The organism is Pseudomonas sp. GW822-FHT03F08, assembly GCF_058801265.1.
Genome location: NZ_JBXANC010000002.1, coordinates 411,748 through 437,746, shown reverse-complemented (window position 1 = coordinate 437,746; position 25,999 = coordinate 411,748). Strand labels below are relative to the sequence as shown.

General features: G+C 58.7%; 21 protein-coding genes. 11 read left to right on the top strand and 10 right to left on the bottom strand.

What is annotated here, in order from left to right; genetic code table 11:
• Positions 1-381: 381 nt before the first annotated feature.
• From AC1RME_RS05810 to AC1RME_RS05795, 4 genes are read right to left on the bottom strand one after another with little or no spacing between them, the layout of a single operon-like run.
• Complete coding sequence (locus tag AC1RME_RS05810) at positions 382-1,467, bottom strand: polyamine ABC transporter substrate-binding protein (protein ID WP_493090714.1); 1,086 nt, start codon at positions 1,465-1,467, stop codon at positions 382-384.
• Between the two features lie 56 nt (positions 1,468-1,523).
• Entirely contained in the window at positions 1,524-1,868 is a 345-nt protein-coding gene (locus tag AC1RME_RS05805; RefSeq protein ID WP_493090712.1) for a cupin domain-containing protein, read from the bottom strand.
• A 42-nt stretch (positions 1,869-1,910) separates the two neighbouring features.
• Positions 1,911-3,317: an NAD(P)/FAD-dependent oxidoreductase gene (locus AC1RME_RS05800; RefSeq protein WP_493090710.1), complete on the bottom strand. Its 1,407-nt coding sequence runs from the start codon at positions 3,315-3,317 to the stop codon at positions 1,911-1,913.
• 51 nt (positions 3,318-3,368) lie between these two features.
• The gene (locus AC1RME_RS05795; protein ID WP_493090708.1) at positions 3,369-4,184 is read right to left on the bottom strand and encodes a helix-turn-helix domain-containing protein; all 816 of its coding nucleotides are present in this window, start codon (positions 4,182-4,184) and stop codon (positions 3,369-3,371) included.
• A gap of 263 nt (positions 4,185-4,447) precedes the next feature.
• Between AC1RME_RS05795 and AC1RME_RS05790 the strand changes: the two genes are divergently transcribed.
• Entirely contained in the window at positions 4,448-4,720 is a 273-nt protein-coding gene (locus AC1RME_RS05790) for a DUF1652 domain-containing protein (protein ID WP_096820481.1), read from the top strand.
• Positions 4,721-4,777: 57 nt separating this feature from the next.
• Here the strand turns inward: AC1RME_RS05790 and AC1RME_RS05785 are convergent, their stop codons facing one another.
• Positions 4,778-7,252: a UvrD-helicase domain-containing protein gene (locus AC1RME_RS05785; RefSeq protein ID WP_493090706.1), complete on the bottom strand. Its 2,475-nt coding sequence runs from the start codon at positions 7,250-7,252 to the stop codon at positions 4,778-4,780.
• A gap of 279 nt (positions 7,253-7,531) precedes the next feature.
• Here AC1RME_RS05785 and AC1RME_RS05780 point away from each other — a divergent pair, with 279 nt between their 5' ends.
• The gene (locus AC1RME_RS05780; RefSeq protein ID WP_085731268.1) at positions 7,532-8,227 is read left to right on the top strand and encodes a pirin family protein; all 696 of its coding nucleotides are present in this window, start codon (positions 7,532-7,534) and stop codon (positions 8,225-8,227) included.
• Positions 8,228-8,290: 63 nt separating this feature from the next.
• On the opposite strand, the gene pgm is transcribed toward AC1RME_RS05780, so the two are convergent.
• The 4 genes from pgm to AC1RME_RS05760 all read right to left on the bottom strand — a co-directional run bounded on the left by pgm (position 8,291) and on the right by AC1RME_RS05760 (position 14,520).
• Positions 8,291-9,937, bottom strand: coding sequence for a phosphoglucomutase (alpha-D-glucose-1,6-bisphosphate-dependent) (gene pgm / locus AC1RME_RS05775; RefSeq protein WP_096820391.1), 1,647 nt, complete (start codon positions 9,935-9,937; stop codon positions 8,291-8,293).
• A gap of 109 nt (positions 9,938-10,046) precedes the next feature.
• Positions 10,047-11,447, bottom strand: coding sequence for an aminotransferase-like domain-containing protein (locus AC1RME_RS05770; protein WP_096820390.1), 1,401 nt, complete (start codon positions 11,445-11,447; stop codon positions 10,047-10,049).
• 49 nt (positions 11,448-11,496) lie between these two features.
• Positions 11,497-12,951: a hypothetical protein gene (locus AC1RME_RS05765; protein WP_096820389.1), complete on the bottom strand. Its 1,455-nt coding sequence runs from the start codon at positions 12,949-12,951 to the stop codon at positions 11,497-11,499.
• A gap of 546 nt (positions 12,952-13,497) precedes the next feature.
• Complete coding sequence (locus tag AC1RME_RS05760; RefSeq protein WP_096820388.1) at positions 13,498-14,520, bottom strand: zinc-dependent alcohol dehydrogenase family protein; 1,023 nt, start codon at positions 14,518-14,520, stop codon at positions 13,498-13,500.
• Between the two features lie 270 nt (positions 14,521-14,790).
• On the opposite strand from AC1RME_RS05760, the gene AC1RME_RS05755 reads away from it, so the two are divergent.
• From AC1RME_RS05755 to AC1RME_RS05735, 5 genes are all read left to right on the top strand, one after another.
• Positions 14,791-15,705 (top strand): LysR family transcriptional regulator, encoded by a 915-nt coding sequence (locus AC1RME_RS05755; RefSeq protein ID WP_085709803.1) that lies wholly within the window; start codon positions 14,791-14,793, stop codon positions 15,703-15,705.
• Between the two features lie 433 nt (positions 15,706-16,138).
• A complete protein-coding gene (locus tag AC1RME_RS05750) occupies positions 16,139-16,996 on the top strand; it encodes a GTPase (RefSeq protein WP_096820387.1) in 858 nt (285 codons plus the stop codon).
• A 29-nt stretch (positions 16,997-17,025) separates the two neighbouring features.
• Positions 17,026-17,490, top strand: a complete 465-nt coding sequence (locus tag AC1RME_RS05745; RefSeq protein ID WP_096820386.1) for a hypothetical protein — start codon at positions 17,026-17,028, stop codon at positions 17,488-17,490.
• Entirely contained in the window at positions 17,487-19,340 is a 1,854-nt protein-coding gene (locus AC1RME_RS05740) for a dynamin family protein (protein WP_493090702.1), read from the top strand. Before AC1RME_RS05745 ends, AC1RME_RS05740 begins: the two co-directional genes overlap by 4 nt.
• Positions 19,327-20,952: a GTPase gene (locus tag AC1RME_RS05735; protein ID WP_176504841.1), complete on the top strand. Its 1,626-nt coding sequence runs from the start codon at positions 19,327-19,329 to the stop codon at positions 20,950-20,952. The genes AC1RME_RS05740 and AC1RME_RS05735 overlap by 14 nt, the downstream gene beginning before the upstream one ends.
• A 417-nt stretch (positions 20,953-21,369) precedes the next feature.
• On the opposite strand, the gene AC1RME_RS05730 is transcribed toward AC1RME_RS05735, so the two are convergent.
• Positions 21,370-22,554, bottom strand: a complete 1,185-nt coding sequence (locus tag AC1RME_RS05730; RefSeq protein ID WP_096820383.1) for a sugar transporter — start codon at positions 22,552-22,554, stop codon at positions 21,370-21,372.
• Positions 22,555-22,888: 334 nt separating this feature from the next.
• Here AC1RME_RS05730 and AC1RME_RS05725 point away from each other — a divergent pair, with 334 nt between their 5' ends.
• The 4 genes from AC1RME_RS05725 to mexE all read left to right on the top strand — a co-directional run bounded on the left by AC1RME_RS05725 (position 22,889) and on the right by mexE (position 25,995).
• Complete coding sequence (locus AC1RME_RS05725; protein ID WP_096820382.1) at positions 22,889-23,548, top strand: hypothetical protein; 660 nt, start codon at positions 22,889-22,891, stop codon at positions 23,546-23,548.
• Between the two features lie 101 nt (positions 23,549-23,649).
• Positions 23,650-23,997 carry a DUF4190 domain-containing protein gene (locus AC1RME_RS05720; protein WP_096820381.1) on the top strand — a complete coding sequence of 116 codons (348 nt, stop codon included), beginning with the start codon at positions 23,650-23,652 and terminating at the stop codon, positions 23,995-23,997.
• A gap of 15 nt (positions 23,998-24,012) precedes the next feature.
• Entirely contained in the window at positions 24,013-24,465 is a 453-nt protein-coding gene (locus AC1RME_RS05715; RefSeq protein ID WP_096820380.1) for a DUF805 domain-containing protein, read from the top strand.
• Positions 24,466-24,741: 276 nt separating this feature from the next.
• Positions 24,742-25,995, top strand: a complete 1,254-nt coding sequence (mexE, locus tag AC1RME_RS05710; protein WP_096820379.1) for a multidrug efflux RND transporter periplasmic adaptor subunit MexE — start codon at positions 24,742-24,744, stop codon at positions 25,993-25,995.
• Positions 25,996-25,999 lie beyond the last annotated feature (4 nt).

Below are 25,999 nucleotides of genomic sequence, written 5' to 3'. Positions count from 1 at the left end.
ATGGAACAGTTTTTGTCCGATAGCGACAACCTCTGGCGAGATTGTCCTATCACTCGCCCAATGAAGGCGTTAGAAACCTGACACAATTTGAAATCTAACGTCTAGCGTTTTTTTGAGATCAAATTGAACTATTCCGGGAAAGTCCCGTAAACAAAGCGCGTGCGGCGGGAAGAATGTTGTAAGTGTGGTGAGTTTGCCTAATTGTCTGACGATTTCTTATTTAAATATTAAATATCGGTAAGTTACTTTTTGTTAGACGCGTCTCACTTTCCTGCACTTTATTAGTGCGGTGCCAGCGAAGTGATATCAACCAAATAAACACAAGTTGCAGGCGTCATATACCGCTGCCGGAGCGGAGGAAAACCCGCTCCGGCAGATTTTTCAGCTGCCGGTACGGATCTTGTTCCAGACGCGAGTGCGGATCCGGTCGATGTTCAGCGGCATGGCTTCCAGCGCGAACAATTTGCCCATCATTTCCGGGCTCGGATACACCTTGGTGTCGTTCTTGATAGCGGGGTCGATCAGACTGTCGGCCTGTTCGTTGCCGTTGGCGTAGTGCACGTAGTTGCTGATGCCGGCCATGACGTCGGGCTGCAGCAAGTAGTTCATGAAGGCGTAACCGGCCTTGGCGTCTGGCGCATCGGCGGGCATGGCGACCATGTCGAACCAGATGGCGGCGCCCTCCTTGGGAATCGCATAACCGATATCGACGCCGTTCTTGGCTTCCTTGGCGCGGTTCTCCGCTTGCAGGATGTCGCCGGAGAAGCCGACCGCCACGCAGATATCGCCATTGGCCAGGTCGCTGGTGTACTTCGAAGAGTGGAAGTAGCTGACGTACGGCCGCACTTTCATCAGCAGGGCTTCGGCCTTTTTATAGTCTTCGGGATTCTTGCTGTGATGCGGCAGACCCAGGTAGTTGAGCGCCGCTGGCAGCAATTCCGGGCCGTTATCGAGGATTGCCACGCCGCACTTCTGCAGTTTTTCCATGTTTTCGGGCTTGAAGATCAGGTCCCAGGAATCCACCGGCGCGTTATCGCCCAGCACAGCCTTGACCTTGGCGATGTTGTAGCCGATGCCGGTGCTGCCCCACAGGTACGGGAAGCCGTGTTCGTTGCCCGGATCGTTCGTCTGCAAGGCCTTGAGCAATACCGGGTTGAGGTTCTTCCAGTTCGGCAACTGGCTCTTGTCGAGCTTCATCAGCGCGCCGCCCTGAATCTGCCGGGCCATGAAATGGTTGGACGGAAACACCACGTTGTAACCGGATTTGCCGGTCATCAACTTGCCATCGAGGGTTTCGTTGCTGTCGTAGACGTCGTAGGTGATGCCGAGACCGGTGGCCTTTTCGAAGTTTTTCGCGGTATCCGGCGCGATGTAGTCGGACCAGTTGTAGACCTTGACCGTTTCCGCTGCCTGAGCAAGGGAAGCGGCGAGCATCAAGGGGGCGAGAGCGAGGGTCTTTCGGATCATGGATCGATTCCTGTATTGGCTATTGTTGTTGGCAGGCAATCAAAAGGATCAAGGCGTCAGAAAATCAGGACGTAGGTCTTGCGCACGGTCTCCTGGATATCCCAGATGCCGAGTGTGTTGGCCGGCAACATCAGTGCGTCGCCACCTTGTATGTGCAGGGTTTCGCCGCCGCCGTCCGGGGTGAACGTGCAGCGCCCGGAAATGAAGTGGCAGAACTCCTGGGCGGTGATCTGCCGTCGCCAGCGCCCGGGCGTGCATTCCCAGACGCCGGTTTCAACGCCGTCGTCGCGCTCCACACTGGTGGTCGACGCAATGGCCACTGGTGTGCCGAGCGGCACGGCCACCGGATTGGATTCGTCCAGTTGCAGCGTGGCGGTGTTCTTGAATTGAGTGATGCTCATGGCGTTTCCTGTCTTAACGGCTTTCTTGGAGTAAGGCGATTTTCAGTGCATGAAACCTTCCATGAACCCGGCCACCCGACTGGCAAGCTTGCGCCGCCAGGGCGCGGTCGCCGGGTTGGCCAGGGTCTGGTCTTCGTGGACGAAGCTTTTGATGATCGCGTTGTAGCCGAGCCAGCGGCACGGTTCCGGTTCCCACGCTCGCAGCGCATGGATCCCGCCGTCCGGCAGCACCCACGGTTGATGCACCAGTTCGGAATCGCGCTCAAGAATCAGGTCAGCCAGGGTGCGACCGCCCAGATTGGAAGCCCCCACGCCCTCCCCGCCATATCCGCCGGACAGCGCAATGCCGTTGGCCCGATCACAAAGCATGTGCGGTTTGAAATGCCGCGACATGCCGAGGTTGCCGCCCCAGGCATGGGTGATCGCAGTGTTTTTCAGTTGCGGGAACAGTTCGCCAAACAGGTAACGCCGCAGCTCCACCTCGTCCCGAGTCAGATCAAAGTTGTGCCGCAACTGACCGGCGAACTGATAGCCGCCACGGGCACCGAAAATCAGCCGATTGTCGGCACTTCGCTGGCCGTAGGTGACCTGACGGCTGAATTCACTGAAGGCCTGGCCACGATTGAGGCCGATTTCGTCCCAGGTCGCGGCCGACAACGGTTCGGTGGCGACAATCAGGCTCTGCACCGGCAATTGATAACGACCCAGTGGCGGCAATGTCACCGAATAGCCTTCGATGGCGGGAACAATCCAGCGGCTGCGCACGCTGGCCTTGTCGGTGCGCAGACTGCCCGCCTGCCAGTGGGTTACGGGACTGTTTTCGTAGATCTTCACGCCCATGCCTTGAACGGTTCGGGCCAGGCCGCGCACCAGTTTTGCCGGCTGAATGGTCGCCACGTGGGGGGCAAAAATCCCGCCGTAAGGCTTGGCGACGCGAATCTGCTGGGCCAGTTGTTCAGGGTTGAGCCAGCGATAATCGTCGTCGGTCAGGCCCTGGGCATGCAGCTTGTTCAGATAGTCGCGCAGGCTGGCTTCCTGTTCCGGATAGCGCGCGGCGCAGTAAAGCACCCCGCCCTTGCGGTAATCGCAGTCGATGCCTTCGCGCTCGAGCACGACTTCCACTTCATCAGGAATGCTGTGCAGCAGATCGAATGAGGCGCGGCGCTGTTGTGGCGACAGGCCTGCCAGCAGGCGATCTTCGCCCAGCAGATTGCCCATCAACCAGCCGCCATTGCGACCGGACGCACCGAAACCGGCGGTTTGTGCCTCGATGATGGCGATGTCCAGACCCGGCGCGTGTTTCTTCAGGTAGTACGCCGTCCAAAGCCCGGTGTAACCGGCGCCGATGATTGCCACGTCGACGTCAAGGTCTTGTTCCAGCGCCGGGCGCGCGGTCAGCGGCTCGTCGAGTTGGTCCATCCACAAACTGATAGTGCGCCACGCCGGCATGCAAGACTCCGCCAATCCAGGTTTCGATGGCGTCGATCCTAGTGGCTGACCTCAGTGGCTGTCTTGCGCGCGTGTCCGCAAAGAAATTTGCTTGGCGTAGGCCTTGGGCGACTGGCCAGTGTGCTGGCGAAAACAGCTATAGAACGCCGATAGCGAGTTGAACCCGGCGGCAAACGCCAGCTCATCGATGCGCAGTGGCGGCGTGGCGTTGTCCAGCGATTGCAGCAAATGCTGGAGCCGCGCCTGATTGACGTAGCGATAGAAGCTCTGTCCCAGAACCTGGTTCAGCAGATAGGAAATCTGGTTGCGGCTGTAACCGCACTCCTTCGCCACCCGCTGCAGATCCAGTTCGGGATCGAGGTACGGCTGCTGACGCTGGAAATACTGCTGCAGGTCTTCGGCCATGAAACTCAACTGACGTGGCGACAGGCCCAGTCGGCTCGCCGCTGGACGCTGACTCGGTGTCGCAGTGCTGGAGCCCTGCTCACGCACCAGTGATGCGTATTCATTAACTCGCCAGATTTTCGCGTCCTTGACGGTAATTGCTTCGCTGGAACGGAACGACACCAGGCCATTGCCGCCGCGCAGTGTCACTTCGTATTGAATGAACGCGGTGTTGCCGTCGATGCGGATCCGGTCGCAATGCTCCAGCGCTTCGTCGGATTCACGGGGCATGCTGACGCGAACGTACTCGCGCAGCTCGTCGAGGCCGAGCACGCGGTTCTGGAAGAAGTCGTTGTACTGGATGTCCGGATGGTAAAGCGCCATGACGCCATCCAGGTCCCGGTGTTTCCAGCTCAGGTGATAGCGCATGACCGTTTCGGCCGTGGCCTGGGTCTGTTGCGGGCCGTCATCATCGGCGTGCATAAGGGACTCTTGGAAAAAGAACCGAGCTTGCCCAACTTCGGGCGCAGCATCAACCAGCCAGTGGTGATGGCACTTTGGCAAGGTTTTCGTCGACCATGACTTACATCAAAAAAAAACCTGCAATCGCCAAATGGCCTGAAAATTCTCACAGGTTTTTCACATCCAGATGCTACTTTTAAGGGCAGTCACCGGTTGAGCCAATGAAGGCTCTTCCCACCTACCATGAGCAAACGGAAGCGCTCGATGAAGAAGGCGGGCAACACATGAATAAAGGGTCAAGCAAGGTTACGTTCCCCAATGCCTGCCAGCTGATGCGCTGGCATTTTCATCCCATGGGTTTCGAGGCCACGATGGACGCGCCGGGCAGCATGATCGCCCGCCTGTTCGATCGGGCCAGCGGCGAAACCCTGATCGCCATTGCCGGCATTCCCTGTGCCACGGTCATGAATGCGGCGGATGTGGAACGAATAATCGAAGCCGTGGAGGATGAGCTGGAAGCGTTTGTTCCTCCGGAATCTCTCAGGAGTTACGCCTAAGTTATTGATCTAAATTAAAAAGCCCGCTATTTGCGGGCTTTTTTGTGGGCGCTCGCTTCAGGCGGTTTTCTTTTCCGGCCGGTGATCGACGAAGAACGGCTTGCCCTTGGTGACCCGATCGGAGGCGCGCGGCATGTTCACTGTCTGGGCGTCCTGCGGTTCGACGTACCAGTAGCAATGACTCACCGCCCGGGTGATGCCGACATAAGCCAGGCGCAGGATTTCGTCCTTCTGCGCGGTGTCGTAAGGCTCGTTGTCGCCGGCCTTGCCCAGTCCGGCCATGCGGTAGACCTGATTCTTGTACGGCGAACTGGTCAGATGCTGACAGTCACCGAGCAGGAATACCGCATCGGCCTGCAAGCCTTTGGCGCTGTGATAGGTCAGTTGCTTCAAGCGTCGGGACTCATACGGCAAGCTAGAATCAACATTAACTACAGACTGAATATGCTGTTCTATCAATGACTTATCGCTACTTTTTCGATAAAGCATCAGGATTGAATCGCCGTTTCTGTAGTGCTCCGCCAGGCGCTGGCCGAGTGCCTGATCGTCGCGCTCCAGTACGTTGACCGGTTGCAGCGGCTTCTCCTCGCCGCTGGCCTTGGCTTTCTTGCCGGGAATCGCCGGCGCCGCACGGACGATGTGCTCTGCCGCGTCGATGATGTGCTGATGGCTGCGATAGTTGTCGCTGAGCATCACCCGCGTGGTGCTCGGCGATGAAAACTCCTTGTTGAACTCCATGAAGTAACTCGGCGAACTGCCGCGCCAGCCGTAGATCGACTGCCAGTCATCCCCCACGCACAGCAAGGAAGAACGCTGCGCCCCGCGCCCGACGTGCATGGCCGGGCCACGGCTGCGGATTTCCGCAAGGCTGGCGCGAATCCACGAAACGATTTGCGGCGACACGTCCTGGAATTCATCGATCATCAGGTGCGACATGGGCCGCAGCAGTTCATCGCTGAGCAGTTTGAGGTTTTCCGGCGAGTGCTCGCTGAACAGCGCGAACATGCGGTTGTAGGTCATGACCGGTGGTTTCTGATCGAGCAAATGATCTTCCAGCGCGCGCCAGAACAGGCTCAGCGCTTCAAAGAAAAACCGGTCCGGATCATCCTTGGCGAAACTCATGCGGCCAACGGCGTCCGGTACATCCAGGCCCAGGTTTTCGATAAAGCCGGCGGCGGCGACAAAACAGTCCAGCAACGGCGCGGATGCGAGCTCGCCCTTGACCTTGTAATCGAAGCCCGGCCCGGCACTGGCATCACCTGCCAATGTGGCCAGGATGCGCTTTGATGACTCGTAACTATCTATCCAAATCAATGGCTTACGGCAGAAAGCTTGAAACAGGGTGCGCTTGACTGCCCACTCTGCACGGACTGTCAGCTTGGCGTTTGGGCGGCAGACTTGCGGATTTTCGCGCGGATCGAAGCCCAAAATGACCCAGGCATCGAGGCTTGGAATGTAGCCATGACAGTGGAAGTTCGCACCGTTGACTTCGAAGGTCTGGCGGTCCGGCTCGATACCCTTGATCGGCCAGGCACCGGCGCGGAACCACAAGTCTTCGATCACATCGCACAGTTCTTCGTCGCGCTTGGCGGCCAGTTCGGTCACCGCCATGCGCTTTTGCACGTCCGGGTGATCGCGTTCCAGCTCCTTGAGCTGCAAGGCATGCCGGGACAGTGGCTGGATCAATTGCCGGAAACGCTCGTCCTCGGTGTAGAGACGGTGATAACAGGCGTTGAGCTGCTGCCGCTGGGCGTCGTTGATCCGCAGATCAAACGGGTTGCTGTCGACGTCATCGTCCCCGCCCTGCGGCCGGAGGCTGAGGTTTTCAAAAGCCTGCAAACGCTCGAACCCCGGCAGGCTGCGAACCATCGGCAGAATGCGCGAATGGAAGGTGCGCACCAGATCCCGAGCGGTTTTGTGGCTCAGGAATTGCCCCCAGAGGGCAAACAGCTCAATCAGTTTGTTGATGAAGTCCTTGCGCGATTCACGGGTGAAGGTCACCACGGTCATCGAATCCAGCTCAAAGCCCAGATAATGCGTCAGCAGCAGAATGCGCAGCACCAGCGTGGTCGATTTGCCGGCACCCGCTCCGGCGATCACCGAGGTTGACGGCGTATCACTGAAAATCATCTTCCACTGCGCAACGCTCGGCTGGGCGTGGGCCGGCAGCAAGCGGGCGACGTCAGCCTTCATGCGCTTCTTCAGCTCGGCCGTCAGTGGCAGGCGCCAGTCATCGAACAGGTGGTTGTCGATGCTCGGCGCGCGATGCTCGGTGCTGCGGCTGTCGCGGATCAACAACACCTGACGGCCCTCTTCCAGGCCGTCAGCCTTGCCTTCCTTGTAACCGTAATCGACCCCGGCGGTGTGACCGCTGCGAAAGCCATCGGCCTGGCCGTGCAGCCACGAAGCCCGATGCTGGGCGCGCAGTTGCGTCAGGCCGTGCCCCAGGAAACGCGCCGCCAGGCGTTTGAACCACGGCATCTCGGCCAGGGGACGAAGTTCGGGAGGAAGATCGGGGGTGTGTTGCGCCACGCTGACGGACTCCAGGAGGTGAGGCTGTTGGGGGCTATGGTGTCTGCATTTGCCCTTGAGTTCTAGCGAAATGCTTACAGGTCATCGAGTTAGGCGATGAACTGAAGGCTGCGTGAGAACGTTTCGAGGTTTATAACATCAATCAATTCGATGGGAATGCAGCACTTTTTACGCTTTTTCTCGATTGTTGGCTGATAGATGATGCTCGCCATCAATCACCGGTCTCGCTTCGTGGCTGCGGCCGAAACGCCCCATGACGAACCTTTTGAGGAGAAGATCATGCTTGAACTCAGACCCTTCAGCTCGCTGGGCGGCGCCCATCACGGCTGGTTGGATGCCCATCACCATTTTTCGTTCGCCGAGTACTACGATCCACAGCGCATGAGCTGGGGCAATCTGCGGGTGTGGAACGACGACATCATCGCCCCGGGAACCGGTTTCCCCACTCACCCGCACCGGGACATGGAAATCATCACTTACGTGCGTGAAGGTGCGATCACCCACCAGGACAACCTGGGCAACAAGGGCCGTACTGAAGCTGGCGACGTTCAGGTGATGAGCGCCGGCACCGGGATCGCCCACAGTGAATACAACCTGGAGGCGACCGCTACCAAGATCTTTCAGATCTGGATCATGCCGACCGAAACCGGTGCACCACCTTCGTGGGGTGCCAAACCGTTTCCCAAAGGCGAGCGCGAAGGCTTTGTGACCCTCGCCAGCGGCAAGGTCGGTGACGATGAGAGTCTGCGCATTCGCGCCGATGCACGTTTGGTGGCAGCCACGATCAAGGCCGGGGAAACCGCCGAGTATCGCCTCGATGCCGGACGTCGCGCCTACCTCGTACCGGCCACCGGCGTGATTGAAGTCAACGGCTTGCGTGCGCAAGCTCGAGACGGTGTCGCGGTGAGTCATGAGCCGGTGCTGACCGTCACAGCCATTGAAGACAGTGAAATCGTGTTGGTGGATCTGGCCTGATCGGCTGAATGGCGGGCAAAAAAAGGGCGACCTCTGAGGTCGCCCTTTTTTATTCAGCACTGATCACTTGGTGGAAATTGCACCATCCACCAGGGTTTGCGCTTCGGCCACCAGTTGCTTGAGGTGGTCGTCACCGATGAAGCTTTCGGCGTAGATCTTGTAGATGTCTTCGGTGCCCGAAGGACGCGCGGCGAACCAGCCGTTCTCGGTCATCACTTTCAGGCCGCCGATAGCCTGATCGTTGCCCGGCGCCTTGCTGAGAATGCTCTGGATCTTCTCGCCCGCCAGTTCGGTCGAAGTGACTTGCTCCGGCGACAGCTTGCTCAGCAGCGCTTTCTGCTCAGGGTTGGCCTTGGCATCGACACGCACCGAGAACGGCTCGCCCAGTTCATCGGTCAGTGCGCGGTAGGCCTGGCTTGGGTCGCGGCCGGTGCGGGCAGTCATTTCAGCGGCCAGCAGGGCCGGAATCAGACCGTCCTTGTCGGTGCACCAGACGCCGCCGTCCTTGCGCAGGAACGATGCGCCGGCGCTTTCTTCACCGCCGAAACCGAGCGAGCCGTCGAACAGGCCGTCGGCGAACCACTTGAAGCCGACCGGTACTTCGTACAGGCGACGGCCCAGACGCTTGGCCACGCGATCGATCAGGCCACTGCTGACCACGGTTTTACCCACGGCCGCGTCGGCGCGCCACTGCGGACGGTTCTGGAACAGGTAGTCGATCGACACGGCCAGATAGTTGTTCGGTGCCAACAGGCCGCCGGACGGGGTAACGATACCGTGACGGTCGTGATCCGGATCGCAGGCGAACGCGACGTCGAAGCGCTCCTTGAGGCCGATCAGGCCCTGCATGGCGTGGCTGGATGACGGGTCCATGCGAATCTGGCCATCCCAGTCGACGGTCATGAAGCGGAACGTCGAATCGACTTCCTTGTTCACTACATCGAGGTCCAGACGATAGTGCTCGGCAATGGCCGACCAGTAGCGCACCCCTGCTCCACCCAGCGGATCGACACCCAGACGCAGTTTGGCACCGCGGATGGCATCGAAATCGATGACATTGATCAGGTCGGCAACGTAGGTATTCACGTAATCGTGACGATGCGTGGTGGCGGCTTTCAGCGCCTGCTCGTAACCGATGCGTTTAACGCCTGCCAGTTTGTTGGCCAGCAGTTCGTTGGCCTTGGCTTCGATCCACTTGGTGATGTGGGTGTCGGCCGGGCCACCGTTGGTTGGGTTGTATTTGTAGCCACCGCTTTGTGGCGGGTTGTGCGACGGTGTGATGACGATGCCGTCAGCGAGGCCGGTGGTGCGGCCGCGGTTGTAGCAAAGAATGGCGTGGGACACTGCCGGTGTCGGGGTGTACTCATCGCCTTCGGCGATCATCACAGTCACACCGTTGGCTGCCAGCACTTCCAGGGCGCTGGCCCCGGCCGGCGTCGACAGCGCGTGGGTATCGATGCCGACAAACAGCGGACCGGTGATGCCCTGGGCTTCGCGGTACAGGCAGATCGCCTGGCTGATGGCCAGAACGTGCCACTCGTTGAAACTCAAGTCGAAGGAGCTGCCACGATGCCCGGAAGTACCAAACGCCACACGCTGGGTGGAAATCGAGGCGTCGGGTTGACCGGTGTAATACGCCGTTACCAGTCGCGGGATGTCGACCAACAACTCTGCCGGTGCCGGTTTGCCCGCAAAAGGACTGAGTGTCATGCAAAACCTCTGAAATAGAGTGGTTCAGGAAATTACAGCGGAGTTTACTGGCAGTTTGACCGTAGTGCGATGGGATCTATCCAGTGCATCCCCGATGTTTTTTAACAGCTCAGTCATCGGGGGCCAGTCGCAAGGCATCGCCAAGCAAACCGACGACGCCTGCCAGCTCCTGCCCGCTGCTGCCTATCGCGCTCAGTCGCATGTGTTGCCCATGCATGCCTTGGGTACTGAACAGCTCTCCCGGCGCGATCAACACATGTTGCTTGAGCAGCCGTTGAAACACCGTGCCCATCGCCACACGACGCGATGAGCGCACCCAGACCGTCGCACCGCCCTGCGGCTCGGCGATGTGCAGTGCATCGCCCAAGCCTTCGCGCAGCAGATCGATCAACTGTGTACGACGCTCCTTGAGCAGACGCTTGAGCACCGGTAGATGTTGATCGACACGACCGCTGGCATACAGTCGGGCAATGGCTTTCTGGCGAATCGGCGACAAGCGAAACGAACGCAGTAGAAAGTGCCGTTGCAGGTCGTTGCGCCATTGGCGAGCGAGCACATAGCCATAGGGCGCTTCGACACCGATGACCTTTTCGAACGTGGAAAACACCAATAGGCGATCGGGGTCCAGCAAGTCCCGCAGAGGTCGGCTTGCGCAGTCATCGCCCAATTCACTGTAACTGTCGTTTTCCAGCACCCAGGTACCGTGGAGCCTGAGCAGGCGCGCGATGGCTTCGCGATTATCGGCAGGCGCCAGGCTGCCATGGGGCATGTTCAATTGCGACGACAGCAGGATCAGCCGTACCGGTTCGGTTTCCAGTAACGAGGCCAGATGCCGTGGATCGACCCCTCCGCCGGGCTGTACCGGCAGCTCGATGACCCGCACGTCGGCAGACTGAAGCAAGCGCAATATCACCCAGTCGCAGGGAGACTCGACCACCACGGTCGTGTGACGCAGTTCAAGGACCGCGATCAGGATCTCCAGCACCCCTCTCACATCGGCGCCGATATAGACATCCTCGGCATGCCAGCAATGAGTGGGTGATGAGGTATAGCGAGCGGCCAGCAGCGTGCGCAACTCCAGCTCGCCACAAGGCTGGGCCGGTGCCTGTGATTGGCGGGGATATTGACGCATGAGCTCCCGTTCAAGCATCAGCAACGGGCTGTCCAGAGGTTGAATCGAAGCCGGGTCGTCAGCACTCAATACGCGCATGCCGAGACATCTGGCGTTGACGTAGACGGTTTCCAGCAGATCATTGCCTCGCCCGGGCGGCATGACGGTGGATGCCGGCTGTGCGAAATAACCGGACTTGGCCACGGAGTAGACCCGGCCTTCTCGTTCAAGCAGTGCGTAGGCGTACTGAATGGTCGATATCGACACGTTCAGCCGTTCGGCCAGTTGCCTTAATGAGGGCAGCCGAACCGCCCCTTCCCCGCCTGGCCCTTCGATCAGTTGGGTGAGATAGCGATAGACCGCCTGATAGGCGAAATCGTTTTCACGCGAGGCATTCATGAACCGGCGTCCGCAGGCATTCTCTGGTGACCGGGCGCTACGCTCACGTTCAACCTTCCGCCGTACGGTCGCCTGCGGCAACCTCGCGGTCGGCCGGACCCGGGGCGTGCGTTGCCTGATCGGCCATTTGAATGGCGTCCATGGCATACAGCCGACTGATCAGCCGCACGGGCAACCCACTGACATCGGTCATCCATTGCAGAACCTGCTCCGGCGCGTGCAATCCCTGCATCGCACGATGCAGATCCGGCATGGCCACCAGCATGCCCGGATGGCAGGTGCGCAGAAAACGTTCGAGCCCGGCTCCGCCCTCGATGAAAGGCGCGAACAAGAGACAGACCAGTTGCGCTTCATTGAGCCCGAAACTCTTTTGCAAGGATGAGGAGACCAACGATCGATGCTCGCTGAGATCGGACAGGTTGCCGAACGTCGCCACAAACCGTTCGCAAATCTGCTCCGGCAGGTTTTTGCGACGCATCACTGCCAGGCAACGCTGCAGGTATTCCGAGACCCCGACTTCATAATCGTGACCGCCGATGTAGTTGGCTTGCAGACCGCTCAGGTAGGCCGCGACCAAGGGATCTGGCGACTCGCCGGTGCCTGGCTCGAACAACAAATCATCCGTCTGAAACCCGAGAAAGTCGCTGAGCAAGGGCCACCGCTCCTCCATCTTGCCCACCACCATGTCATCGATGCCGATGTAATGGGTGCGCCGACAGGCTTCGAACTGACCGAGAGGACGCCACGGCAGCAGATCGGACTCTGCGTGGAGCTCGCGATAGCAGTCGCCCCCCATGCCGTCGAGCAGATTGAACAGCTCTTCGAATCCGGCCCCCCGCTTCGGCAGCGCGCCGATGCCGGCCTTCTGGGCGGCGCGATCCAGTCCCTGAAGAAAATGCTCCTGGCTGCGTGCGGAGTCGCTGCTGACCAAGGCATCGACGCCGTTGTTCCAGCGTGCGACCTGCCCGTAGAACTCGGCGGTGGCCAGGTACGCGTCGTCCCAAAGCTCCAGGCTCTCTCCCCAGCGCCGGCGGTGGCCAACCATCAGCAGATTGATGCGATTCGCCTCCCGACCATCGTCGGTGAGCGGCGCCTGATGGTTAAAAGGCAAGACCTCCCGATTGTCGATCATCAGCAGTTCGACCCTTGGGTCGTCATACAGAAACAGTGCGCTGAAACTGCGGTGCATGTTGTGCAGTGCCGAGGGCGGTGTGGCGCAACCGCGCAGGGTTGCCACCCGCAACTGAAAAGTGCCCGGAGCCCGTCCGGCGATGCTCAGTTGCGCAGCGCGCATCAGGGCCAGGCTGTAACAGCAATCACGAGTGCCCGATTGCGTCACCAGCACCTTGAATTCGCCGATTCGATCCATGCCCCCGGCAGCCACCGCCAGTCGCTGAATCAACAGCTGCAATGCCGTGCGTTCTGCACGGGAAAAGAAACTCAGCAATCGTTGCAATACTTGCTGGTAGACATAGTTCATTGCCTGGTCATGGATCGTGCTCATCAGTACTTCACCCGATATCAAAGGTTTTATATTGCGCAACCACGAACGCCGGACGCGCAATCATTCTTCATTAATTAATAGACGCTGAAATGCTAACACTTAAGGTTTTGTAGTTATTTGAAACAGTTGGGCTCGCAATAATTCATGTTTATGACTCGCACGCCGCAAGCCCCCGCCGTTACAGGGTTTTCTCGAGAAGGAAGTTTTCCTGGGAAATTTCTTACAATGGCCTGCGCATGATGAGCACAAGAAAAAAAGAAGGGATTACGCGACCGCCCTACAGCAATTAAACAAAAATCAAGATATCGACTCTCGACAATCATTTTGTATCGCGCAGGAAAAAGAGAATGCACAGCCATAGCTCATTCCTTGAGATGAAAGTAGTCATTCAATTATCAGGGTCTGGAGGGCGATTAGAAGATACAGATCAAGAGTAAAAACCAGTTCAGTTGCTGAACGTCCCCAGGCGTCGCGCCCAGGGTTTCTCTTGGTCTGAAGGATGGAACGCACAAGAGTCCGTGGGGCCACGGACTCTGATCACAACGGTCAGGCAGGTTCGACTTGCAGGGCGACCCGCTCACGGCAAGGGCATTCGTCCATGTAGCGGTGTGCTTCGACAAACTCGTTGAACGGGAAGACCCGGGTCTTGAGCGGAAGCAGCACGCGGTCGGCCGTCAACTGATTGATGTCACGCAGGGCACGTTGCAAGGCGACGTGATCCTGGACGATGCCCAGTTCCGGCTTCCCGGTGAAGTTGCCGATGCAGTGCACGAAGAACTGGATGTTCTTCTGGAACGCTGCGCAGGCCGGGAATGGCGTCTGGTTGCCACCCTGCAGGCCATACAAAACCAGGCTGCCGCGAGGTGCCAGCACATCTCCAAGCAGCGACATCTGTGGGCCACCGAGACCGTCGAACACGACATTGACGCCACGGTTGTCGGTGATCTTGTTGATCCGCATCAACAGGTCTTCTTCTTCGGTGACGATCACTTTCTCGGCACCGAGGGACAGCAGGTATTCGCGCTCTTCCGCGGTTTTCGTGGCGGCAATCACTCGCACACCCAGCGCCTTGCCCAACTGGACAAAGGACGGACCGGCGCAATGACTGGCGTCAGTGACCAGGGCAAACTGCCCGGGTTTGACGCGTGCCAGATCGACGTAACCGAAATAGGCGATCAACAGCGGCGTGTAATGCACGCTGGCTTCGATCGGGTTCAGCACGTCCGGATAACGGGTCAGCGCCGTACGCGGCAGAACGATCAGTTCGCCATAGACCGGATAGTCATTGGGACTCTCGGCCGGAAAACTCGCCACCTTGTCACCGACAATCAGGTCTTCGACACCGTTGCCAATGGCCGTGACCACACCAGCCATTTCATGACCCAGGCCTGAAGGCAGGCGGGCCTGAGACGACGCCAGGTTCTGACGCCAGAGCGTGTCGTACCAGCTGATGCCGATCGCCTCGACACGCACCTGCACTTCGCCAGGACCTGGCTGAGCGGCCGCATGCTCTTCGCATTTGAGCACCTCGGCCGGACCAAACTTGTGAAAACGGATCGTGCGGGACATCGCAAACCTCGTCAAAGTAACCTCTAATGCCCTGAACTCTATCTGGGCTTTCCAGCCAAGACTATCAGTGGCTATTAATAGTCGACATGCCTGTCATTGATTCCGCAGTATGGCCAGCATTGAGCAAATCCATGAAAAAACTGCTGCCGCCTTCTCAGTAAAGCTGAATTACCCGGTGCAGACTACCAGCCTTTCCCCGTAAGATTCATGCCGGCCATTGTTCTCATATGGTCGCTCTCGTCAAGCTTGATGACTCTGCCAGGACTCCAGATGAATCGTAATGACCTGCGTCGTGTCGACCTGAACCTGTTGATCGTATTCGAAACGCTGATGCACGAACGCAGCGTGACCCGCGCTGCGGAGAAGCTGTTTCTCGGCCAGCCAGCGATCAGCGCGGCGCTCTCGCGCCTGCGCGGACTGTTCGACGATCCGCTATTTGTACGCACCGGGCGCAGCATGGAACCGTCTGCTCGTGCGGTGGAAATCTTCGCCCTGCTCTCGCCTGCCCTGGACTCGATTTCGACAGCGGTCAGCCGCGCAGCCGAATTCGATCCGGCCACCAGCACCTCGGTATTCCGGATCGGCTTGTCGGACGACGTCGAATTCGCGTTGTTGCCGATGCTGCTCAAGCGCCTGCGGGCCGAGGCGCCCGGGATTGTGCTGGTGGTCCGTCGCGTCAACTACATCCTGATGCCCGGCCTGCTCGCCTCCGGTGAAATCTCGATCGGCGTCAGCTACACCACCGACCTGCCGGCCAACGCCAAGCGCAAAGTCTTGCGCCGCAGCCAGCCGAAACTGCTGCGCGCCGATACGGTGCCGGGACCATTGAGCCTGGATGACTATTGCGCCCGCCCGCATGCGCTGGTGTCGTTTGCCGGCGACCTCAGTGGCTTTATCGATGAAGAACTGGAAAAGCTCGGCCGCAAACGCCACGTGGTGCTGGCCGTGCCGCAGTTCAACGGTTTGAGCACGTTGCTGGCCGGAACCGACATTGTCGCGACGGTGCCGGATTACACGGCTGATGCGCTGACGTCTGCGGGTGGTGTGCGCGCAGAAGACCCGCCGTTGCCGACACGTACGTTTGAACTGCACATGGCCTGGCGTGGGTCGCAGGATAACGATCCTGGGGAGCGTTGGTTACGGTCGCGGATTCAGATGTTTTTCGGGGATCCGGACAGCCTTTAGGTTTCGTCGATCAGGCTGTTTAGCTGATCATTACTGGCTTTTCATAAGCCATGCAGACCCATCCACTTTCAGTGGATTGCTACATTGGGGGCACATCTGAGCGCATGCTTTGGATAGTTTGAAAAGGATGCCCCCAGTTTAGAGTTCAACAGTCCTCTTTCGAAAACTCAGCCGTTACTCTTCCCAGACACCGCGGAGTGAAGGTAGGCCGATGAGAAGCACTACTCTGCCCAAGTGCGTGAGCAACCGAGTGAAACCTCCTGTGCAATTGATATCGCAGGTGTAGCTTGCCAAGCTGAATTCAGACCTCACCCCTTCGCTTTTCAAAGCGCAGCCGGAAATTCGGCCGCTCACTCCTAGTGATTCACGACTAATAGCCAGTTGCCACTCAGCCATCTCATCGCCATGCTATGCACCAAACGGGATCCAATACATGGAGCGAAAGGTGCCGGACGACGACCTGCTGATTCAGCTTACCCAGCAACACCCTGACTTCTGCCGCCTGCGCAAGGAGCTGGAAGAGGCAAAAAGCCTCGGCCCGGCACCTCGGATTGCCGTATGCGGACTGATGAATGCGGGCAAGAGCGCACTGCTCAACGGCCTGACCGGGCATATTGAAACGGAAGTCTTCAAAACCAAGGAAATACGGGCAACCACGCAATTACAGACCTTGGAGCATGAAGGACGCCTCTATCTGGATACCCCGGGGATCGACGCCTGCGATGAGGATGATCGGCTCGCGTGGCTGGGTCTGGCCAATGCCGATGTGATTTTGTTCGTGCACAACTTGCGTACCGCCACGCTTGAACAAGTCGAAACGGCCTTCCTGTGCGAACTCAAGCGCCGTCGCCCGGATCTGGAGCGCCACCTGGTGGTGGTGCTCACCCATGCCGAAAGCGTCACTCAGCAGGAAGTCAGCGAGCAGGCGATCGGCAAGATCTTGCAGTCGCTGTTCGGGACCGTGCCGGCTACCTTCGCAACCTCATTCACCACGTTGCGCAACGGTGTGCGTAAGCGCAACACGAAGCTGCTCGAACTGAGTGGCTTCGACTCTTTGCGCGAGCATTTGCAGGCGCATCCGGGGCTGCTTGAACGAGGCGTAGGCAAACAGCGTGCCGAACGCGACGATCACCGCCGCGATGTCCTGGAGCGCTTCCTCGACCAGCTAATTGCCCAGCGCAGAAAGCGACTGGTCAAGCTCGAAGGCACGCAGGCCACTCAGCTCGAACAGTTACAAAGTAGTGTCGACGGACTCTTCGAATCGGTAAGCCATGGCTTGGCCCGCGGCTGACTGATTGATACCACGCAAGGAGATTCAATATGTGGTGGTTACTGATACCCGTGATCGGAACCGTTGTGGCAGCGGTCGTCAATTCCGACAGCAGTGAAAAGGAAGAAGCCGAGCGTCAGGCCCGCGCCAGGTTACGCGAACGCGCCGAAGCGCGGACCCGCAAACAGGACAGGGATCAAGCTCAGGCGCAGCGCAACCAACGGTTCACTCAGGACATCGACGCACAGCTGAGCGAGCTGATGGTTTCGCACAAGGCCGACCTCATACTTTCAGGCAAAAGCCACGCCGGCGTGACGATAGAAAGCCTCCAGGCGTTTATCGCCAGCCCGCCTCAAGCCACAGCGCAAGGCCAGCTCAAGGCCTTGCGCCTGCTGGCCCCAAACACCCGATTCAGCCCTGAATGGCTAGAGCGCGAGCGCCAGGCCAAAGCCCTGCGCGCTGAAATTCAAGACCTCAAACGCTTGAAACGACAATTACTGGACAGATCGCTATGACCTCCGCTCCCGCCAATCGCAGCGAACTGCTGCATGTCTTTGCGCAGGTCGCGCAAGGGTTCAACGATGTGCAACGCCAGGTCGAGGCGCGCGAAGCGCGTCTCAAGCAGACTCTGGATGCGCTGGAGCGGATTCGCACAACTTCGCCCTGGAGCCGCTCTGGCTTGGCTCCAGATCACCCCTTTCTGACCTTTGCCAAGGCCTGCCAAAACAATTTGGATGAGCGCTTCGACGCCTGGATCAAGAACGTCAGGACCTACGAGCGCAACACGCAGTTCCGCAGCAAATTCGGCGACTCTCTGCTGGTGTTTGTCTTCGGCAAGGTCAAGGCTGGCAAGTCTTCGCTGGGCAACTACCTGGCTTATGGCCGCACCGAACCCGATGCGCAACTCATCGCCCAGGCGCAGCCCAAGCCTGAGTTTTTCAGCGAAACCTCCACGCAGTTGTGCGAACAGACCAGCGATGCGCAAATCCGCGAAAACGGCTGTTTCGGCGTCGATGTCGTGGAAGCCACCAGTGCCATCCAAGGCTTCCGCCTGCCAGGGCTGACCTGGGTCGACTCGCCCGGGCTGCATTCGGTCAACGCGGGCAACGGCGAACTGACCAAGGACTACGTCGACGCCGCCGACCTGGTGATCTTCCTCAGCAAATCTGAAAGCCCGGGCCGGCGCTCGGACCTGGACGAGGCCAGGGCACTGTTGCACAGGGACAAGAACATGATCGTGCTGCTCACCGGCAGCGACGAAAACGACGTGGACGTGAATGATGACGGTGAGGTCGTGAAGACGCTGATCATGAAAAGCGACAGTGCACGCCAGCTGCAAGTCGGCTACTTCATCCAGGCCCTGCGCGAATCCGCCCCCGAATGCTCGCTGGATGATCTCAAGGTTCACTCCATCTCGTCCTGTTATGCCGAGCAAGGCTCCGCCGAGGAGCAGCAAGAGCGCTGGCAAGTCAGCGGCCTGGCCGACTTTGCGGGAGAAGTCGGCCGTCTTGCCGTTGCCGAAGGCCTGCAAATCAAGCAGCAAGTGCCGCTGAAGAATCTGCAAGCCTTCTGCCGCCAATTGAGCGAGTCGATTGGTTTACAGCAGGTGCTCTTGAGCGAGTTGCAGAACGAACTGGCCAACGCGCGCAAAGAGCTGAAAAACAACACCGAGCGCGTACTCTCCCAACTGCAGCAGCGCCTGCCCATGGAGATCAACAAGCTGGCTGATCAATATGCTCTGAACGACCAAGGATTTTCCGACGCGTGCTGGGCGCTGTTCGACCGCCAATTCGCCGAGTGCGCCGGGGCGCTGTGCGAAGCCATCGGGCAGAAGTTCGAAGACCTGGGCCACACAGCCCAGAGCGTGGCGCCGGTTGGCAAGGCGCTACCGGGGTTTACCTCTCGTAAGCGCAACGTCAGCTACCAATCGCGGCGCAACGAAGGCATCGGCAAGGCCGGAGGGGCCGGGCTCGGCGGTTGGGGCGGGGCTGAGGCCGGTGCCGCCCTTGGTACGTTAATAGCTCCGGGAGCCGGAACCTTAATCGGCGGGTTGATCGGTGCCGCCCTCGGTGGCTGGATGGGCGCCAAGGCTGGGGGGGCAGCAGGCGGCCATTTCGATGAGACGACTGAGTTCGAGATCATTGTCGGCGACAACCGTGACGAAGTTTCTCTGTCTACGCGCGAACACTTCATCGACTACGCCAAAGATCGCCTTAACCGGCTCTACCTCCAGCTCGATGCGCTGTGCTTCGTCGATGTATCGACCTGGCTGTCAAACCTCAGCCAGGCCCTGCAAAACCTGGATGACCTCGCCGCGCAACAGATCAACGCCATTAGCAAGGAACTCGATCATGGCCCTGCCTGACTTCACTCGCGTACTCGCCACCTACGACACGATAACTGCGCCGCTCCAGCGCTGGTTGCCAGCCGAACGCGCCAGCGAATTGGGCAACCAATTGCATAGCCGAGCGGCACGCCTGCGTCCGCAGATCATGGTCTATGGGCTCTACAACGCGGGCAAGAGCACGCTGCTCAACGCCCTGATGGGACGCGCCGAAGCGCCAATGGCCGACCACCCGGAAACCTCGGTGGTGACCGAGTATCCTTGGCAGGGATACGCGCTCCTGGACACACCGGGTCTCGATGCGCCGATCAGGCATGAGCAAGTTGCGATGCAGCAATTGCAGGACAGCGAAGTGGTCCTGTTTGTGGTGGCAGCCGGCGGTACGCTTGACGAGGTCGCCACCTGGGAACGCCTGGCGCAGATCGTCGTCTCGGGCCGCCGGGTGATGCTGATCGTCAACAACAAGGCCGGTGTGCAGCACGACAGCCGCGACTTCGTCATCATCAACGACAACCTGCGCCAGCATCTGCAGAGCGCCGCCCTCGCCCACGGCATCGGAGATATATTGGAGCAGGTGCCGATTCACTGGGTCAACGCCAAGGCTGCCCTGCGCGGCCGTATCGAAAGCAAGGAGCCACTGGTGGAGTTCAGCGGCATCCTCGAATTGGAACAGGCGCTGGGCGATTTCCTTGCCAGCAGTGACAGTGGCGTGATGTTCAAGACCTGCTGCAAAGACCTGCAAGAAGCCATCGAACTGGCCCTGATGCGCCTGCATCAGGCCGGCGGTAATGAGCAGGCGCTGGCGCTGGACAAAGCCCGCATGCAGGTCGATAGCGAGCGTGACCGACTGCAGAACGTGCTGCGTCATCACCTCGACAGCCGCTGCGTACGCGCCAAGTCGAGTGTCGTAGCGCTAATCAACGATGCGCACCTCCAGCCCGCTGGACAGGGCGAGCAGGCCATGGAAGACGGCGCGTCAAGCGTCATCGCATCGCTGACCGCCGACATGATGACTGCCCTCAAGACCGAGTTGCCGGCAACCCAGCGCAAACTTGAAGACATTGGCCAGACGTTGGCCGACAGCGCCTTCGGTGCAGCTCACGCCTGCGTGAATGGCGTTACTCGCGAGAGCAACGGCAATGACGACAGTGGATTGTCGCCAGCGCTCAAGGATGCCATGCGCAAAATGCCCATGGGTGACCTGAAAACGATAACCGAGCAAGGCGTGAAGAAGGCGCTGGAATTGGGCAAAGAGCTATTGCCAACCTTGTTCAAGGGGATCGGCAAGAAAACCATGGAACGTTGGGCCGCTATGGCCGGACGCTGGGCTGGCCCGCTGCTACAGGCTGGGATGGCCATTTACGGAATTTACCAGGCCATCAGCAGTGAAAAGGCCGAAAAGGCCATGCTGGAGCGCCAGACCAAGGCTGTAGAGGATGCGGCCAGCACCTTTGTCGAAGACTTGCGCCAAGCCTATCTGAACCAGATTGCGCTGGTGATTGAGGAAGTCTTCAAGCCGATCGATGAATGGATGGCGACCCAGCGCGCGCTGCTCGTGCAAAGCGGGCAAGAACAGACGCAAGACCAGCATTTGTTCGAAGAAGCCCTGCTGGCGCTACGTCAAGCGTATTGACTCGTTAGTGCCCCTCCTTGCGCGACTGCGCAAGGAGGGATGGCACTCAATTAATAGACAGCCCGCTTCGCCAACACCAACTATTGCAACTCAGGCTACAGGTCATGAAGGTACTGTCGACCCTCAAGCCCCCACGTACTCTTCGACGATCAACGCAATCAACTACAGTTTCCGGCGGATGATCTGCCAATGGTGCATGTGCCGAAGCTGCCAGAAGATCGGCAACGGATGAGAAAGTGGGCGCATACAGATGAATGAAGTGCACGAGGATGTGGATGCCGGTTTGGATGCCTGCCGAGGCGAGCTTTGACTCTTTGGGCATGCCCGATCTGCATGGCACTGATGTAGTTACAAGAAAGATTAAATAGAAGCCTTTCCGAAACCGCTTTGCTTTTGCTGGCAAAGCGGTTCAAGAACTCAGGCAGAAGCCCCGGGCCGAGCCAGACGATAGACCGACAGGCAATAAAGCAACAACGCCAACGCCGCCAACATCCCGCCAACGACCCCGACATAAGCAAAACCAAACTGGCTCCCCACCCAGCTCCCCATCAGTGCCCCGCCACCAATACCGATGTTGTAGATCCCCGAAAACAGCGCCATCGCCACATCGGTCGCATCAGGCGCCAGCACCAGAACCTTGGACTGCAACGCCAGACCGAACCCCATGATCGCCATTCCCCAGAACAGGCTCAGCGTGCACAGGTAAGAGACCTTGCCGCTCAAGGGCAACAGCAACGCCAGGCACAACGCGAGCAACGACACGGCGACAATCAGAAAACGCTGCGGGCTATACCGATGCAGCCAACTGAACAGCAGGGATCCGAAAATCCCCGCACCGCCGAATAACAGCAGGATGAGCGTGACCGTCTCGCCACTCATGCCCGCCACGACCTGAACGAACGGTTCCACGTAGCTGTAAGCGGTGAAATGAGCCGTCACGACCATCGCGGTCAGGATATAGATCGCTACGAGCGCAGGTCGCTTCAACAATAAAGGCAAACTTTTGAGCGACCCCGAGTTCTGGCTGGGCAGCAACGGCAAGACCCTGGCCAGCCAGAACACCAACGTTGCCGCCAGCACCGCGATCGCGATAAAGGTGGTTCGCCAGCCCATCGCTTCGCCCAATATCCGGCCGAGGGGAATGCCCAGCACCATCGCCAGGGAAGTGCCGGTGGCCAGCAAGCCCAAGGCCTGAACCTGCTTGCCCGGTGGCGCCAGACGCACGGCCAGAGAAGCCGTGATCGACCAGAACAGCGCATGCGACAATGCCACGCCGATCCGGCTCACCAGCAGGACAGCGAAGCTGGTCGCCAGACTCGACAGGATATGACTGACGATGAACATCGCAAACAGCACGATCAAGAGCTTGCGCCGCTCGACGTTGCGCGTCAGCAGCATGATCGGCAGCGAGGTCAGCGACACCACCCACGCATAGATGGTCAACATCAAACCGACCTGAGCCGACGTCATGTCGAAGCTGCTGCCGATCGAACTCAACAGGCCGACAGGGACGAACTCGGTGGTGTTGAAGACAAACGCAGCCAGTGCCAGCGCAATGACCGCATACCAATTGCCGCTGGTTGTAGTCGTGGAATTGTTCATTTATAAGTCGTGCCCATCTGTCGTTTTTACGTACACCAATTGCCGAAAAGCCTCAGACGACAGGTGGTTCGATGGCGACTTTACTATAAAGAAACGGCGACTTGTCCGTCGGGTGGGAAACTCTCGGCGCACATTTTCGAGTGCACCCCGCTGCCCTGAACCGCAGCGCGCTTCATTGGCCTGCGTAGCGCAATCAATTGCCATATGGATATCAAGTTCCCGCATTTCTTACTCGGGAGCAGTGTTGCAATTGACCTGACATTCAGCCATGTGGATCTTCCGGCAAACCATTGAAAGCCAGAAATGCCCCCCAAGACGTTACAAGGAAGTACTGATGCCCCCGCAACAAAATCACTTCACCAACCGTGCTTTTCGCTCCGTTCGTACCCTGCTTGTCGCCAGTTCCATGCTGCTGGGCAGCGGCTGCGCGATGCTCTCGAACACATTCACGCTCAAGACTGAAATGCCTGCACAATTCAATGTCTACACCACCGCGCATTACAGCGAGCTGTTCGGAGGGATATGCATATTGCCCGACGATTACGCGGGCGATCCGCAGCCTGATAGAAAAGAGTTCTATGCCGATGCCCACGCCACGCCTTTCACTTCCGAGTTCGAGATAGCGGTGAGTCGCAAGGTCGGAGATTGTTTCTTGGTGCTCAGTGGCATTGATTTCAATATTGCTGGTCACTCTGCGACAGTCGAAAAAACGATCGATACGTCCTCGGTCGGCCTCAAGGTTGAAACATTCCTTGGGGAGAATGAAAAACCGGCGACACGAATCGATGAGCAAATACTCGCCGTGCGTTGCCATTGGCAAGATCCATCGTCTGATCGTTCCCTCAAGTCCAGTCTCCAGTGCCGAGGGTTGGACGCCAATGGCAACGAACGCAAGGGGCCGGAACTGGGCATGTTGAAAAACAGACAGCTTCAAGGTCTGACGTTGCGCTTGAAGGTCAGTGTGGACGATGAGCCCAGAAACCCTGGCTCATGAGTAATGGCAAAGTGCTTAATGACAAATCCGGTAATAAAGTTTAACTTACCGCCGCCCCGACCGATGGAAGGTCGGGCACTCGCACTCAGTTAAGGAAAACGATGGCAATGGTCTATTGTCGTGCATGCGCCAAGGAGCTACACGAAACGGCGCTCACCTGCCCCCAATGCGGGGCCGCCCAACAGGCCTCAGTGCCGCAAACGCAAGCCGAAATGCCTTGGCTGGCCATCGTTTCGTTGATCCTCGGAATTATCAGCGCACTCACCCTGTTTGATGACTCCGAATGGGACAGGGACGCGATTGTCGGTGTGGGAACTCTCAGCCTCGCGGGCCTCATTTGCGGCATCGTCTGTATCAACCAAAAACACTCAGGAAGAAACCTCGCGATTGCCGGCATTGTTTTGTCAGGTATTGCCGCGTTTGTGTTGTCCTGTTTATCGATTGAATAATTTTAGGGAAAAAATATGAGCATGGTTTTCTGCCGCGGTTGCGCCAAGGAAATTAGCAGTCTGGCCGTGGCTTGCCCGCAGTGCGGGGCGCCTCAAGCAACACAACAAGTCTATGCAAGTGGCCCCGCCATCACGACGGGTAACCCATACCTCGAAGCATTGAAGAACTACGTAGTGTTTCAGGGTCGCGCCACTCGCCGTGAATACTGGATGTTCATTCTGATCAACCTTGGGGTTTCCATTGTCATCGGCGTTCTCGATGCCATGCTGAACACCAAAGGCATCCTGTACAACCTTTATAGTCTGGCAGTGTTCCTGCCGGCGCTCGCGGTAGGCGTACGCCGCATGCACGACACCGATCGCAGCGGCTGGTGGTTGTTGCTGCCAATCGTCAACATCGTGTTCCTGGCACAAGACAGCCAGCCGGGCCCGAATCGTTTTGGTCCAAACCGCAAGGGCGTCAACTGAAACACGTCGACACCTAGCTGATCGAGACGGCCCACGTGGCCGTCTCTTTGTTTCTGCAATTCACCTTTGAAAAGGTGTTGCTGCTTTTTTACTTGCCACGCAACACAGTTTTGTCATCATTTCATTTGATAGCCCCCTAACGAAAGGTGCATGCTAGAGGGCTTCGCTCGGTCTTATATCATTCCGAATGATAGTTACCTTCGTGTCATTCGATTCGTTTGCTATCAACCCGCCGAGCATCATCCGCCCATCTTCAATACATTGGCGGATGCATCCATGGAACAATCACTCAAACATTTGCGCTTCCCGTTGGCTCTGTTGGCCGTGATGGTGATGAGCGCCTGCGGCAAAGCTCCAGAGACCGCCGCCGCCATGCCTGCTGCCAAGGTCAGTGTGGCCAAGGTGCTGGAACAACCGGTCAACGAGTGGGACGAATTCACTGGGCGCCTCGAGGCGCCGGAAACCGTTGAAATCCGTCCGCGGGTCTCCGGCCAGATCGACGAAGTCGCCTTCACCGAAGGTGCACTGGTCAAGAAAGGCGACCTGCTGTTCCAGATCGACCCGCGTCCGTTCCAGGCTGAGGTTCGCCGCCTCGAAGCCCTGGTCGCCCAATCCCGCGCCAACGCCACCCGCAGTGAAAACGAAGCCGGCCGTGGCGAGCGCCTGCGTGCCAGCAACGCCATCTCCGCCGAACTGGCTGACTCGCGCACCAGCGCTGCACAAGAAGCACGTGCCGCTGTCGGCGCCCTGCAAGCGCAACTGGATCTGGCCAAACTGAACCTGAGTTTCACCCGTGTAACCTCCCCAATCAGCGGTCGCGTCAGCCGTGCCGAGATCACCGCCGGCAACCTGGTGACTGCCGACACCACTCCGCTGACCAGCGTGGTTTCCACCGACAAGGTCTACGCCTACTTCGACGCCGATGAGCGTGTGTTCCTCAAATACACCCAGCTCGCCCGTCAGGGTCAGCGCGGCGCGACCACTCCGGTGTACATGGGCCTGTCCAATGAAGACGGCAACCCGCACCAGGGTCAGATGAACTTCGTCGATAACCAGGTCAACCCGAAGACCGGCACCATCCGTGGTCGCGCCGTGTTCGACAACAGCGACGGTACCTACACCCCGGGTCTGTATGCACGCCTGAAACTGGTCGGCAGCGGCACCTACAACGCCATGCTGATCAACGATGAAGCGGTCGGCACCGACCTCGGCAAGAAGTTTGTGCTGGTGATGGATGGCGACAACAAAACCGCCTACCGCGCCGTTGAACTCGGTCCGAAGATCGAAGGCCTGCGCATCGTGCGCAGCGGCTTGAACAAGGACGACACGATCATCGTCAAGGGTCTGCAACGGGTTCGCCCTGGTTCTCCGGTCACGCCTGAAGTGATCCCGATGGCCAGCGAGCAGACCATTGCTGCACTGGCTCAACAACGACAAGCGCTGGAAGCCAGCAACCTGCCCAAAGTCGCACCTGCCAAAGGCGCGTCGGGATCGGTTGTGAAACTGGCTGCTGCGACCCCACGCGGTTAAGGGA